The organism is Kitasatospora sp. NPDC056783, from assembly GCF_042789895.1.
In the GTDB taxonomy this organism is placed as follows: domain Bacteria; phylum Actinomycetota; class Actinomycetes; order Streptomycetales; family Streptomycetaceae; genus Kitasatospora.
The window spans coordinates 1-12,225 of the sequence record NZ_JBHUAF010000019.1 but is presented as its reverse complement, the minus strand read 5'-3'; the positions used below and the strand labels follow the sequence as shown (position 1 = coordinate 12,225).

Genomic DNA, 12,225 nt, shown 5'->3' with positions numbered 1-12,225 from the left:
GCTCCGCGAGCGGCGGGACGGCGCGCCGGGGAGGCGCGGGGTGGGGACCTTCGTCCCGTCAGGCCGCGCGCACCTCGGCGGCGTCGTGCCCGGAGCCGTGCCCGGAGCCGTGCGCGACGGCGGGGCCGGTGGCGAACCCGGAGTCGTGCGCGGTGTCGAGGTAGTGGGAGAGCGCCCGGCGGCTGCGGGTGAGCTCCTCGATCCTGGCGTCCAGATCGGCGAGTTCGCCGCGCAGGGTGGCGAGCAGGTCCGGGCAGGCCGCCAGGACGGGGGCGGGGCCGGTGGCGCAGGGCAGCAACTCGCCGATGACCCGGGTGCTCAGACCGGCCGCCAGCAGGCTGCGGATCTGCCACACCCGGACGGTGTCCTCCTCGCCGTACTCGCGGTAGCCGACCGTCGTGCGGTCCGGTCGGAGCAGGCCCTGCTCCTCGTAGTAGCGGAGCAGACGGGTGGACACCCCGGTCAGGTGGGCGAGTTCTCCGATGCGCATGACCGGTCGAACGCGCCCGCCCGGCGGGGTGTTCCCGGGCGGGCTCGGCTCTCTTGAGGAACTCCAGTGGCACGTCCCGCAGTTCGGGCGGCGCCTCGACCACCGGCAGGTGGCCGGCGGGGAGTTCGGCCAGGCGCGCGCCGGTGCGCCGGACCGCGCGCCGGACCGCGCGCCGATGCGCGCGCCGGTGCGCCGGACCGGCCTAGCCGGTCGACTGGACCTCGTACGGGGCCGGGTAGCGCGTCTCGTACGGGGTCAGCAGCAGCCGCACCACGTCCTCCAGTCGCCGCCGGGCGTCGCCGAGGGTGGTGCGGCCGGTCACCCAGGCGGTCAGCTCGCCCTGCCAGGCGTGGGCGACGATGTGCCGCACCAGGTCGCTCGCGGAGGCCGGCACCTCGGCCGTCACCGCTTGGAGGGCGGCGCTGTCGGCCCGGGCCATGCCCTGGAGCGCCTCGCTGGCGAACGGGTCGGTGGAGGCGGCCACGGCCACCCGCAGCCGGGCGAGTTCCGGCTGCCGCTGGTAGGCCCGCATCCCGCCCCGGACGAACCGGACCGCCCGGTCGGTGGCCCCCAGCCCGGCCCGTGGCCCGCGCAGCTCGGCCACCAGGTCGGCCAGCAGCAGGCGATGCCATTCGGCGATCGCCGCCGCCAGCAGGTGGTCCTTGGAGGAGAAGTAGCGGTACGCCGTCCCCAGGGCGACTCCGGACCGCTCGCAGACTTGCTTCATCTGCATCCGCTCGACGCCGATCTCGTTCACCAGAGCGAGTGCTGCCGCGATCAGGCTTTCGCGGCGTTCGAGCTGACGCGGAGACATCGCCTCCACCGGCCGTGGTGACAGGTCAACCTTGGTCACCCGCACCATGATACGGGCCGGGGCCGCTCAGGAGTATGACGCCGTCCGGCCTCCGTCCGTTCGTCCGCCGGTCACCGGGGGCCGGGACCGGCGGCCGGGGCGTCACGCGGGGTCGCGGATCAGCGCTTCCTGGACGGCGGAGGCGACCAGCCGGCCGTCCAGGTCGTAGAACTCGCCGAGGGCCAGGCCCCGGCCGTCCGAGGAGGACGGGCTGCGCTGGGCGAACAGCAGCCACTCGTCGGCGCGGAACGGGCGGTGGAACCACATCGCGTGGTCCAGCGAGGCCATCACCAGGCGGGGCGGCGCGGTGCGCTGGAAGAAGTTCGGCTGCACGTTCAGCCCGGCGGTGGAGGCCAGGGTGAGGTCGGACAGGTAGGTGAGCGCGCCGGCGTGCAGCAAAGGCTCGTCCGCGGGCAGCGGGGAGGCGGTGCGCATCCAGACGAACTGCTGGAGCAGGCCGGGGACGGTCGGCGGCAGGCCCGGCGTGTCCGACGGGACGAACCGTACGTCGAGGTCGTGGAAGCCGCCGGTGGCGGCGATCGCCCGGCGGACCTCCTCGGTCCCCCCGGCGAGGGCGTCGGGCAGCGACTCCGGGCGGGGCAGCGGCGGCACCTCGCGCTGGCGGTCGGCGGCCGGCTCGGGGTGCTTGAAGGAGACCGAGAGGGTGAAGATCTCGTTCCCCTGCTGGAGCGCGGTCACCCGGCGGGTGGTGTACGACATGCCGTCGCGGACCCGCTCGACCGCGTAGTCGATCGGCCGGGCAGGGAAGCCCGGCAGCAGGAAGTAGCCGTGCAGCGAGTGCACCGGACGCCGGTCCTCGCAGGTGCGCCCGGCGGCGACCAGCGCCTGCGCGGCGACGTGCCCGCCGAAGGCGCGCATCGGGGCGCCGGCGTGGCAGTGGCCCCGGAACGTGTTCTCGTCCAGCCGCTCGATCTCCAGCAGGTCGGCGAACGGGCCGGCCGTCCGGGCCCGCCGTTCGGCCCGGACGTGAGGTTCGGTCAGGTCAGTCACCAGGCCATAGTGGCAGAATCCGGCCGGATGGCGGTGTGACCTGGGTAACGCCCTCTCCGGCCCCGTTCGATGACGTAGAACACGTTCCAATCCGTGGCTCGTCCCGACGATTTGTCAGACCCCTCACCTAGCGTGCTCGGCATGACGCAATCCGCACACGCGTACGCCTATCTGCGCCCCTCGGCGGTCCTGGAGGGTGCCGACGGCCGGCACCTCGACCTGGCCACCTCGGGCGGTGCCACCCCGCTCGGCGCCGCCGCCAACCCGCGCTTCTTCGCGGGTTTCCTGGCCGATCCGGCACCGGCCGCCGCGGCGCTGCTGGCGGTCGCGGACGTCGCGGCCGCGCGCTACCACCAGCCACAGCTTCGGGCCTCGCTCGACCCGGTGGTCACCGCCAACGGGGACCGGCTGCGCTTCGAGTCCTTCTCGGGCTGCTGCGGCGTCTACGCCCGGCTCGACGTGCTCCGGTCCGGGCTGGACGGGGACGAGATCGGCCACGGCACCACCAACGTGGACGTCAACAACCCGCTGCGCGAGGCGCTGACCAGGATCGGTCCGGCCGACCCGCTGCACCTCGCGGTCGGGCCGGACGCGCTGGAGGTCACCACCTTCGACGGTCCGCTGGTCGAGAAGAAGGTCCCGCTGCCGGAGCGCTGGCTGCGCGGCTTCGCCGAGACCCAGGTGGTCGCCGCCGGTTTCGAGCCGCGCGCCGAACTGCCCGCCGCCGAGGCGGTCCGCTTCCTGCGGTCGCTGCCGCGCGGCGGGCGGGCCGGCGTCGGCTGGGTCGTCCCGGCGGGGAGGACGCTGCGGCCGACCACCCGGCCGGTGCCGGGCGCGGTCTGCCTGCCCGGGCCCGAGCGGCTGGTGGCGCTCCAGCGGGTGCTGCGGCACGCCCTCGCCCTGCGGGTGTACGGGCCGGTGGCGGCCGGGCAGCCGACCGCCTCGGCCTGGGAGGTGGTGCTGCCCGGCATGCGGGTGACCCTGACGCTCTCCCCGGACGCCTCCCGGGGCTTCTCCGGTGAGGGCGGGGTGCTCGGCTCGCTCGCCACCGGGACGGCGGAGCGGGACGCCGAGCTGGTCTCGGTGCTGCTCGCCTGGGAGCCCCGGATCGAGATCGGGGACCTCGCCGCGCAGTCCGGGCTGAGCCCCGAGCGGGTCCGCGCCGCGCTCACCCGGCTGGGCACCGCCGGGCAGATCGGCTACGACGCCGCCGAGGCCGCGTACTTCCACCGGCAGCTCCCCTACGACTCCGGGCGGGCCGAGGTGGCCAATCCCCGGCTGCGGGCCGCCCGGGCGCTGGTCGAGGCGGGCGCGGTACGGCTGGAGGAGGGCGGGACGACGGCCGTCGTCACGGTGGACGACCACATCCAGCGGGTGCGGGTGGACGCGTCGGGGCGGCTGAGCTGCACCTGCCTGTGGTGGGGCAAGTACCGGGGCGGGCGCGGGCCCTGCAAGCACGCGCTGGCGGTCGGGATGGTGCGGGAGCCGGCCGTCGCGGCTCCCGCCGCGGAGTCGACCGCTCCGGTGCGGCCGGCTGCCCCGGTGGAGTCGGTCGGTCCGGTGGAGTCGTTCGGTCCGGTGGAGCCGCCGAAGGGGGCCGGAGCGTGAGCGCCGCGGGGGAGTCCGACCGGCGGGACCCGGTCGAGGAACTGCTGACCACCGTCCGGTCCGGGCGGCTGGCGCGAATACCGGAGCTGCTGGCGGCCTTGGACACGGCCCGGCGGCGAGCCTGCCTGCCCGGGCTCAAGGCGCTGCGCAAGGAGCTGAGGGAGGACTGGTCGCGGGAGGCGAACGAGGTCAGGGCCCGTCTGCTGGTGGCCGGGGCCGGCTGCCACACCGGACCGGCCGGCGCCGCCGTCTGGCTGGCCGCCGGCGACCTCGGCGTGCGCGACTGGGCCCGGAACTCCGCGCTGCACCGGGTCATCGAGGCGCAGCCGGTGGAGTGGCAGGTCGAGGTGGCCACCAGGCTCGCCGCCGGGCGGGTGCGGAGCTGGGGCTGGTCGATGTACCCGGTGGTGGAGTCCGTGGTCCGGCGCACCGGCTGCGAGGTGCCGCGCACCGAGTACGTCGTCCGGAACTGGATGGACCGCACGACCGACCTGGGCGGCCCGCGCCCGACGCTGGCCGAGGCGCTGCGCGAGGACGCCTTCACTCCGGTGCTGCTGCCGGAGCTGTTCGAACTCGCCGACATCGGCTACACGCTGACCCTCCGGCTCAGCCCGCGCCGCGGCGACGTCTGGACGGAGGCGGTCGGCGAACTGGCGGCGGCCGGGGTGGTGGCGCGGGCCGAGATGCTCGACCGCTGCCTGGCCAGGCTGTTGCGCGGCGGCAAGCCGGTCGACCAGCGGGCCTTCCTGGAGGTGCTGCGGGCACTCGACCCGACGCCCGAGGAGTACGCGGCCCGGGCGCGCGACCTGGTGGCGATGCTGGACGGTCTGTCGGTGCCCGCCGGGCACGCTCAGGAGGTGCTCGCCGGGCTGGACGCGGCCGGGCTGATCGAGCCCGAGGTGGTCGCCGAGGCCTCGGCGGTGGTGCTGTTCCGGACCGAGACGAAGCTGGTCCGCGCCCAGCTGGCCTGGCTGGACAAGGCCGCCCGGCGCACGCCAGACCGCTCCGGCCCGGTGGTGCTGGCGGCGGCCGAGGCCTTCGGGCACCCGGACGCGGCCCTCCAGGAGCGGGCGCTGAACGTGGTGGCCCGGCACCTGAAGGCGGCGGGGGAGGCGGTGCTGCCGCGGCTGCGGGCCGCCGCCGAGACGCTGAACCCCGCTCACCACGGGCGCGCGGGCGAGCTGTTCGGGGCGCCGGTCGGCGGTGACGAGGACGACCCGGACGCCGGGTGGAGCGAGTTCCTCCCGCCGGCCCCCGAACCGCGGCCGCTCGGCGCGCCGATCGGCTCGGCGGCCGAACTCGCGGAGGAGCTGTCCGCCCTGCTCGCCGCGAGCCGGCCCGAGGTCGCCGTCTTCGAGCGGGTGCTGGACGGGCTGGTGCGGCTGACCCACCGGGACCGGCGGGCCCTGGCCGAGGCGGTGGAGCCGGTCCGCCGGGTGAACCCGTGGCACGGCGGTGGAAACCGGAGGGACTGCACGCCCTGGGACATCCTCTACGTGGTGGCCGCGGTGGAGGGGCGGACACCGCCGTGGAAGATCTGGGACTACCTGGTCGGGAAGGGGCGCTCCGCGCTGCACGGCTCGCGGACCTCGGTGCACGGGGCCGTCCTCGCCGCCCGGCTGGAGGAGGCCGCCCGGCAGCTGGTCCAGGGGCCGCCGCCGTACCTGCTCGCCACTCCGACCGACGCCACCGGCGCCCTGGACGCGGCCGTCCTGGTCGAACGGCTGGCCGGGTACCGGGCGGTGGGCGCCACCCCGGGGAAGGCCGACCTGTCGCAGGCCCTGCTGAGGGTCGGGCCGACGGCGGACGAGACGGTGCCGAAGGCCGCCGAGGCGCTCGACTCCCCGGCCGGGCGCCGGCTCGCGCACTGGCTGCGCACCGGCGGCCTGCCCGGGCAGCCGTCCGAGCGGGTGGTGTTCGCGCCCGGCACGGGCGCGCGGCGCGCCAACGCGTACGGGGACCGCTGGTGGGAGGAGGTCCAGCGGACCGCCGTCTCCCAGCCGGGCATCGGCGCCGGGCCGAAGGGGCCGGGCGGGGAACGGCTCGGGTCCGAGTTCCGGGCCCTGCTGGACGGCACCGAGCCCAGTGTGGCCCGCGCCCGCGAGGCGTACGGCTGGACCTGGCGGCCCGTCGAGCACTGGTTCGCGATGCTGCCCTGGCAGCGGGAGGAACTGGCCGCGCGCTGGCTCGACCCGTTCGCGGCGGGCGCCGACCGGGACGAGTCCGGCGCCGCCCGCCACCTCCCGCTGCTCGCCGAGGCCGGCGGCCCGGCCGGGCTCGCGCTGCACCTGGCACTGGCGTACGGTCTGGGCGCCCGGCAGCCCGAGGACCGGACGGCGGCGGTGGACGCGTTGCTGGTGCTCGCCGCGCGCGGCGACCTGGACGGCGAGCTGCTCGGGCGGGAGCTGGGCGCCCTGGTGGCCTGCGGCACGGTCATGGCCACCCGGTTGGCGGCGGCGCTCGGCACGGTGGCGGAGACGGGCGCCCGGGCGACGGTCTGGACGGTGCTCGGGGCGGCGCTGCCGGCCCTGCTCGGGGAGGCCGATCAGTCGACGCGCGGGCTGGGCGACGTGGTCGCGCTGGCCGCCGACTGCGCTCGGCGCACCGGGGCCCGCGGGCCGGTCGCCGAGGTGACGGCGACGGCCGAGCGCGCGGGGTCGGGGCGGCTGGTCAAGGAGACCCGGGCGCTGCGGGACGTCCTCGCGGGGTGAGGTGGTGGGGGGCGTCGGGTGGGGGCTGTCGGCCGACCGTTGTCGGGCTTCGGCTTTCAGCTTTCAGCTTTCAGGTTTCAGCAGACAACTTTCAGCGGACAATTTTCAGCGAACAGATTTTGAAATCTGTTCGCTGACGGTCGTCACCCGTCCGCGCGCCCCCGCGCCCCCCGGACCCGCCGTCTCGTCCGGCCCGTCGGCGACCGGCGGCGAGCCCTCCGGCGTGCCGGCGGCGACGGCGCGCCACCACGGTCGCAGCGCGGGTGGGGCGGCGGGCTCGAAGGGCTCGCCGGGGCGGGGTGCCACCAGCCGGGCCCCGAGGGCCTGGGCGGCGGCGACCACCCGCTCGGCGGGCTCCTCCCAGGGGTGCAGCGAGAGGTTGAAGGTGCACCAGTGGATCGGCAGCAGCAGGGCGCCGCCCAGGTCCAGGTGCGCCCGCACGCCCTCCTCGGGCGTCATGTGCACCTCGGGCCAGAAGTCGCTGTACGCGCCGACCTGCATCATCGTCGCGTCGAACGGGCCGAGCCGGCGCCCGATCTCGGTGAAGCCGGGGAAGTACCCGGTGTCCCCGCTGTGGAAGATCCGGTGCCCGCCACCGGCCACCACCCAGGACGCCCACAGGAACAGCGCGCTGGTGCGCGGGCCGCGGCTGCAGTAATGGCGGGCCGGTGTGGCGGTCAGGGTCAGCCCGGCGACCTCGGCCGACTCCCACCAGTCCAGTTCGACGATCCGCTCGGCCGGCACGCCCCAGTGCTCCAGGTGCGCCCCGACCCCGAGCGGGACGGCGAACACCGCGCCCGTCCCGATCAGCGCCCGGACGGTGTCCATGTCGAGGTGGTCGTAGTGGTCGTGGGAGACCACGACGACGTCCACCGGCCCGAGCTCGGACAGCGGCAGCGGCACCGGGTGCAGCCGCTTGGGCCCGGTCCAGGAGAACGGGGAACAGCGCTCGCCCCAGACCGGGTCGAGCAGCACCCGCCGGCCGCCGATCTCGGCGAGCACGGTCGCGTGCCCCAGCCAGGTCAGCCGCAGCCCGGACTCCGGCGGCGCGGCCAGGTCGACCGGGAGCAGCCGGTGCACCGGCACCGCGGTGGCCGGGGCCCGGCGGGTCTTGTCCCCGGTCAGCTGGGCACGGGTGATCTCCAGCGGGCTGCGCTCGTACACCAGGCGGCGGGTCGGCACGGGGTTGCGGAAGGCGCCGTCGGCGAAGTTCGGGGAGCGGCGGACGCGTGCCAGTCGCTCGCCCCGGGGCTCGGCGCCGAAGGCCTCCGTGCGGACCCGGTGCCACAGCGCCCTGGGAAGCCCGGCGAGGCCTGGCACGGCACGCTCGGCGGGCGGTGGGACGAACTGCGAGGACAGACCGACGAGGCGGGAGAACCACGGGGCGGGGCGGGGCACGGCTCCTCCAGGGACGGTCACGGCTACCGGGCGGGCCGGGGCGCGCAGCGCAGCGGCGGACGGGGCTGCTGCGAGACGACAACCATCTCGTCGGAGGTTACTCGCCGTGGGCCGTCCGGACCCGGTGAAGGGCCCCGCACGGTCCAATCGGCGTACCCGGGGCCCGGGGACCGCGCCCGGCCCGGCGACCGGCCCGCCCGTCAGGCGTAGAACCGGGTGATCGTCTCCGCGACGCAGTGCGGCTTGGCGCTCCGCTCGCTGGTGAGGGTGAAGCGCACCACCGCCTGGACCCCGCCCGGCACCTCGGTGGCCGAGAGCAGTTCGGCGGTGGCCCGGATCGCCGTTCCCACCGGTACCGGCGCCGGGAAGCGGACCTTGTCGGAGCCGTAGTTCAGCGCCATCCGCACGCCCTCGACGGTGTAGCACTCCTTCGCGAGCACCGGGATCATCGACTGGGTCAGGTAGCCGTGCGCGATGGTCGAGCCGAACCGGCTCTCCTTGGCCCGCTCCGGGTCCACGTGGATCCACTGGTGGTCGCCGGTCGCCTCGGCGAACAGGTCGATCCGCCGCTGCTCGATGGTGTGCCACTGACTGGTGCCCAGTTCGGTGCCGACGGCGGCGGTCAGCTCGGCGAGGGAGGCGAAGGTCGTCACGGTGCGCTCCTGGTGGGGGACGGGCCCGGGGAGGGATCAGGACGCCGGAAGCGTATGCCTACCCACCGGTATCTGTCAGGAGCCGAGTGGAAAACCGGTGTTCACGGGCCTGGCGGCGCCCGGCCCGGTCGGGAACAGCCGACGGCCGCTGACCAGCTCCGGCACCAGCGCGACGAACAGCGGCTCCGGATCGCCCACCCAGGGCCGCAGACCGGAGCGCAGCACCCGGCGGAGCTGGTCGGGTTCGCTCACCACGTCGGCCCGCCCGTGCACCAGCACGCTCCACCCGGTCCGGGTGATCGGGTCCAGCAGATCCGCCTGGAAGGCGACCACCGTGCCGTCGAGCCCGCGCGCGGTGGCGCTGCCCCGGCGCACGGCGAGCACCAGCCGCCCGTCCAGGACCTCGAAGGAGACCGGCAGGACGGCCGGCAGTGCGTGCTCGGTGTACACCACGCGCCCGACGGGCACGGTGCTGAGCAGCCGCAGGCACTCGGCCTCGCTCAGGGTCTCCACACGGTCCTCACGCTCCATGCGTCCGATCGTCCTCGGTCGGTGCGCGCGCCGATAGGGCCCATGGTCCCTGAGCGGACGGGCCGGGAGCCCCGTCGGCGGCCGCCCGGGGCGGTAGCCTGCCCGGCGGGTGGAGGAACGGTGGAGGAGGGGGACGGATGGCGGGCGGGGTCGATCTGGTCGTGATCGGGGCGGACGGCGGGCCGGACCGGGCGTTCGGCGGTGCGGCGCTCGCACCGGACGGCGCCCGGCTGCTCGCCGAGGTGCTGCCGGGGATGTGCTTCGACACCGGCGCGGCCGGTTGCCGGGTCACCGTGGTGCCGCCGGACGCAGACGCCAACGCGATGCTCACCGCCGTCCGGGAGGCCGCCCAGCGCCCCGGCCGCTGGCTGCTGGTCTGCCTGGTCGGCCAGCTGGTGGCCGATCCGCGCGGCCGTCGGCTCGCCCTGGTCACCGCGGGCAGCACCGCCGACAACGCCTACCGCCGGGGCCTGGCCTGGGACTGGGTGGTCAGCGCGATGGTGCACGGGGACCAGGAGGAGGCGCTGCTGCTGGTCGACGCGGTGGCCGACCGGGACACCTGGTCGGCGCTGGAGCGGGGCGAGGACGGCGCGGGCGAACTGCTGAGCTATTCGAGGGTCCCGCTGTGGGGCCGGATCGGCCGTTACACCCCGGGCAGCCGCTACACTCCGGGCAGACGGGGCCGGGACGCCGTACGGCCGGGCGGGGAGGGCTCGTTCGGCGCGGCCCTGACCACCGTCCTGCGCCAGGGCGTCCCGGGTGCCCCCGCGGCGGTCGGCCCGCACGATCTCCAGCCGGCCGTGGCCGCGCTGACGGACGGCGGTGAACCGGCCGGTAGTTCGGGCGCGCCCGGCGCGCGCCTGCTCGTTCCGCCGTACGCCGGGCGGCTCTTGATGCGCAATCGGGCCGCGGTGAGGGGCGCATTGGCCGGATTGTCGCTTTCCGAAGAACTGTTGGCCGTTCTGTGGCGGGAAAGTGCCCCGACGGAACCGCCTTCCGCGTAAGGTCAGGGGGCCTGAGGTGTTGCCGTGATGGGGTGGGTTGGCGAAGAATCGATCCCCAGCGGAAACACCGGCGGGACGGCGGAATTCTTCTGGCGGCCGTGGATCACGGATCGGACCGGTCGCGATGAGGTGGGGCCATGCGGCAGCGCGGAAATGTGTTGCGCCCTGGGGCGGTTGGGGTCGGCGGGGCGGTTCTGTTGTTGCTGCTCGGCGGCTGTGCGAGCGGCGGTGCCGGCGGTTCCGTCGATCGCATCGGTTCGGGTGCGCCCACTGTTGCCGGAGTGAACCCGGCACTCCCTTCGAGCGGTGCGACAAACGACTCGATCGCGCCGACCGAGGGTCCGGAAGGGGCGATGGGCCGTCTCGCCCTGAGCACGTATCAGGACTGGTGGCAGGCGCAGGCCGAGGCCTACGGGCGAACGGATTCGGACGGATTCTCGCTGGAGGCTTACTCCTCCGGCCGGGCGCTGTCGGACACCCTCGTGGGCCTGCGTCAACTCCACGACGCCAAACTGGTGATGACCGGATCTCCGCGCAATTCCGCGGTGGTCAAGGCCGTTGATCTCAAAGCCGATCCGCGGACCGCCGTGATCGAGGACTGCGTCGACGTGTCGGGCTGGCGCCGCGTCGATGCCGCCACCGGGGCCGCGAAGGAGCCGGACCGGCGAATCGACCGTTACCTGGCGACGGCGTCCCTGCGCTGGTTCCAGGCACGTTGGCTGATCTACGACTTCAAGCGTGAGGTGGACCGCACATGCTGAACGGACGTCATCACGCGCCGGACGGGCGCCATCGGGTCCGGAGAATCGCGTTCCTCGCACCGTTGTCCGCCGGACTGCTGCTGTCCTCGGCGCTGACGGCGGCGGCGGAGGAGCCGCCGAGCGGCGGGGGGGCCACCCAGTGCGCCCCCGACAAGATCTGCTCGGACGTCCACACCGGAGGCAGCACGACCGGTCCCGGGTCCACCCAGCCGGGCGGCGGCGGTTCGGGAAGCGGCCCGCTGGTGTGCGGCTACCACGGGGTGGAATGGGCCTGCCACGACCCGGAACTCGGCTGGTTCAACAGCGACCAGGGCTGCTACTACAAGGTGCTGGACCCCCAGCTCCCGGCGGGCGCGCCGGAATGGGGCGACCACAAGCCCTCGGACGGCGCGCTCTACTCGAAGGTCTGTCCGCAGACCGGCGGCGGCTCGGACGGCGCCCAGATCGTCTTCGAGTCCAACGCGCCGGCCGGCCCGCCGGTGCTGGACCTGCGCGCGATCGGCATCAGCCTCGCTCACGAGATGAGGTTCCCCAAGCCCGCCGCGGGCGTCGCGCCCAAGGGCACCGCCGTGGTGAAGTCACCGGTCTGGCTCTGGCTGGACGGGGTCAAGGCGCCCGAGCCGAAGACGCTGGCGGTGCCCGGTGCCTCGGTCACCGTCACACCCGTGCTCAAGAACGTGACCTGGACCTTCGACCAGGGCATGGGGGTGACCTGCGAGACCGCCGGGACGCCGTACGACCCCAAGTACGGCGGCGCGAAGTCGCCGGACTGCGGGTACGAGTTCGCCGCCGGCTCGGGCACCAAGAAGGACGGCGTCTTCGACGGAACGGTGACGGCGCACTGGCAGGGGCACGTGGTCGTGACCGGGCCGAACGCCAAGGTCTTCGACGTCGACCTGCCGCAGTCCGCGGGCTTCGCGCTGAAGGTCGCCGAGATGCAGGTGCTCAACTGACCGCGCCCGCGTGACCCGTGGCCCGGGACGCCGGGCCCGGACCCGTACCCCCGCGGCCGGACCAGCCGCATCGGCCGCACCGGCCGGACCATCCGGCGCACACGGCCAGAGCCACCAGAGCAGTCAGAGCAGCCAGAGACGAACAAGGGAAGGGCGGAACCCGGTGGAGAACCGTACGTTCGCGACGCCGGGAACCGGCACCGCCGCGGGCGCCGCGGCGCCCTCCCGGACGGCTTACTGGAGTTCATCGGC

At 75.0% G+C, this 12,225-nt stretch carries 11 protein-coding genes; 5 read left to right on the top strand and 6 right to left on the bottom strand.

What is annotated here, in order from left to right; translation table 11 throughout:
• Positions 1-58: 58 nt before the first annotated feature.
• The 3 genes from ACFRMQ_RS05320 to ACFRMQ_RS05310 all read right to left on the bottom strand — a co-directional run bounded on the left by ACFRMQ_RS05320 (position 59) and on the right by ACFRMQ_RS05310 (position 2,354).
• Entirely contained in the window at positions 59-490 is a 432-nt protein-coding gene (locus ACFRMQ_RS05320; RefSeq protein WP_380727136.1) for a MerR family transcriptional regulator, read from the bottom strand.
• A gap of 202 nt (positions 491-692) precedes the next feature.
• Positions 693-1,343, bottom strand: coding sequence for a TetR/AcrR family transcriptional regulator (locus ACFRMQ_RS05315; protein WP_380727134.1), 651 nt, complete (start codon positions 1,341-1,343; stop codon positions 693-695).
• 102 nt (positions 1,344-1,445) lie between these two features.
• Positions 1,446-2,354 carry an acyl-CoA thioesterase gene (locus ACFRMQ_RS05310; RefSeq protein WP_380727133.1) on the bottom strand — a complete coding sequence of 303 codons (909 nt, stop codon included), beginning with the start codon at positions 2,352-2,354 and terminating at the stop codon, positions 1,446-1,448.
• Positions 2,355-2,495: 141 nt separating this feature from the next.
• Between ACFRMQ_RS05310 and ACFRMQ_RS05305 the strand changes: the two genes are divergently transcribed.
• Together ACFRMQ_RS05305 and ACFRMQ_RS05300 are read left to right on the top strand one after the other, a co-directional pair.
• Positions 2,496-3,962: an SWIM zinc finger family protein gene (locus tag ACFRMQ_RS05305; protein ID WP_380727131.1), complete on the top strand. Its 1,467-nt coding sequence runs from the start codon at positions 2,496-2,498 to the stop codon at positions 3,960-3,962.
• Positions 3,959-6,673 carry a DUF6493 family protein gene (locus ACFRMQ_RS05300; RefSeq protein WP_380727129.1) on the top strand — a complete coding sequence of 905 codons (2,715 nt, stop codon included), beginning with the start codon at positions 3,959-3,961 and terminating at the stop codon, positions 6,671-6,673. Before ACFRMQ_RS05305 ends, ACFRMQ_RS05300 begins: the two co-directional genes overlap by 4 nt.
• Positions 6,674-6,778: 105 nt before the next feature.
• On the opposite strand, the gene ACFRMQ_RS05295 is transcribed toward ACFRMQ_RS05300, so the two are convergent.
• The 3 genes from ACFRMQ_RS05295 to ACFRMQ_RS05285 all read right to left on the bottom strand — a co-directional run bounded on the left by ACFRMQ_RS05295 (position 6,779) and on the right by ACFRMQ_RS05285 (position 9,255).
• Entirely contained in the window at positions 6,779-7,993 is a 1,215-nt protein-coding gene (locus tag ACFRMQ_RS05295; protein WP_380727195.1) for an MBL fold metallo-hydrolase, read from the bottom strand.
• Positions 7,994-8,271: 278 nt separating this feature from the next.
• Positions 8,272-8,724, bottom strand: coding sequence for a MaoC family dehydratase (locus ACFRMQ_RS05290; RefSeq protein ID WP_380727127.1), 453 nt, complete (start codon positions 8,722-8,724; stop codon positions 8,272-8,274).
• Positions 8,725-8,799: 75 nt separating this feature from the next.
• Positions 8,800-9,255, bottom strand: a complete 456-nt coding sequence (locus tag ACFRMQ_RS05285; protein ID WP_380727125.1) for a pyridoxamine 5'-phosphate oxidase family protein — start codon at positions 9,253-9,255, stop codon at positions 8,800-8,802.
• Positions 9,256-9,392: 137 nt separating this feature from the next.
• Here ACFRMQ_RS05285 and ACFRMQ_RS05280 point away from each other — a divergent pair, with 137 nt between their 5' ends.
• The 3 genes from ACFRMQ_RS05280 to ACFRMQ_RS05270 all read left to right on the top strand — a co-directional run bounded on the left by ACFRMQ_RS05280 (position 9,393) and on the right by ACFRMQ_RS05270 (position 11,973).
• The gene (locus ACFRMQ_RS05280; RefSeq protein ID WP_380727123.1) at positions 9,393-10,259 is read left to right on the top strand and encodes a hypothetical protein; all 867 of its coding nucleotides are present in this window, start codon (positions 9,393-9,395) and stop codon (positions 10,257-10,259) included.
• A 137-nt stretch (positions 10,260-10,396) separates the two neighbouring features.
• Positions 10,397-11,020 (top strand): hypothetical protein, encoded by a 624-nt coding sequence (locus tag ACFRMQ_RS05275; protein WP_380727121.1) that lies wholly within the window; start codon positions 10,397-10,399, stop codon positions 11,018-11,020.
• A gap of 62 nt (positions 11,021-11,082) precedes the next feature.
• Entirely contained in the window at positions 11,083-11,973 is an 891-nt protein-coding gene (locus ACFRMQ_RS05270; protein ID WP_380727119.1) for a hypothetical protein, read from the top strand.
• The last annotated feature ends 252 nt before the right edge of the window (positions 11,974-12,225 follow it).

Excerpts from the sequence above, each read along its gene's own strand:
- ACFRMQ_RS05305 (WP_380727131.1), top strand. The coding sequence starts at position 2,496 with ATGACGCAATCCGCACACGCGTACGCCTATCTGCGCCCCTCGGCGGTC.
- ACFRMQ_RS05320 (WP_380727136.1), bottom strand. The coding sequence starts at position 490 with ATGCGCATCGGAGAACTCGCCCACCTGACCGGGGTGTCCACCCGTCTG.
- ACFRMQ_RS05285 (WP_380727125.1), bottom strand. The coding sequence starts at position 9,255 with ATGGAGCGTGAGGACCGTGTGGAGACCCTGAGCGAGGCCGAGTGCCTG.
- ACFRMQ_RS05280 (WP_380727123.1), top strand. The coding sequence starts at position 9,393 with ATGGCGGGCGGGGTCGATCTGGTCGTGATCGGGGCGGACGGCGGGCCG.
- ACFRMQ_RS05275 (WP_380727121.1), top strand. The coding sequence starts at position 10,397 with ATGCGGCAGCGCGGAAATGTGTTGCGCCCTGGGGCGGTTGGGGTCGGC.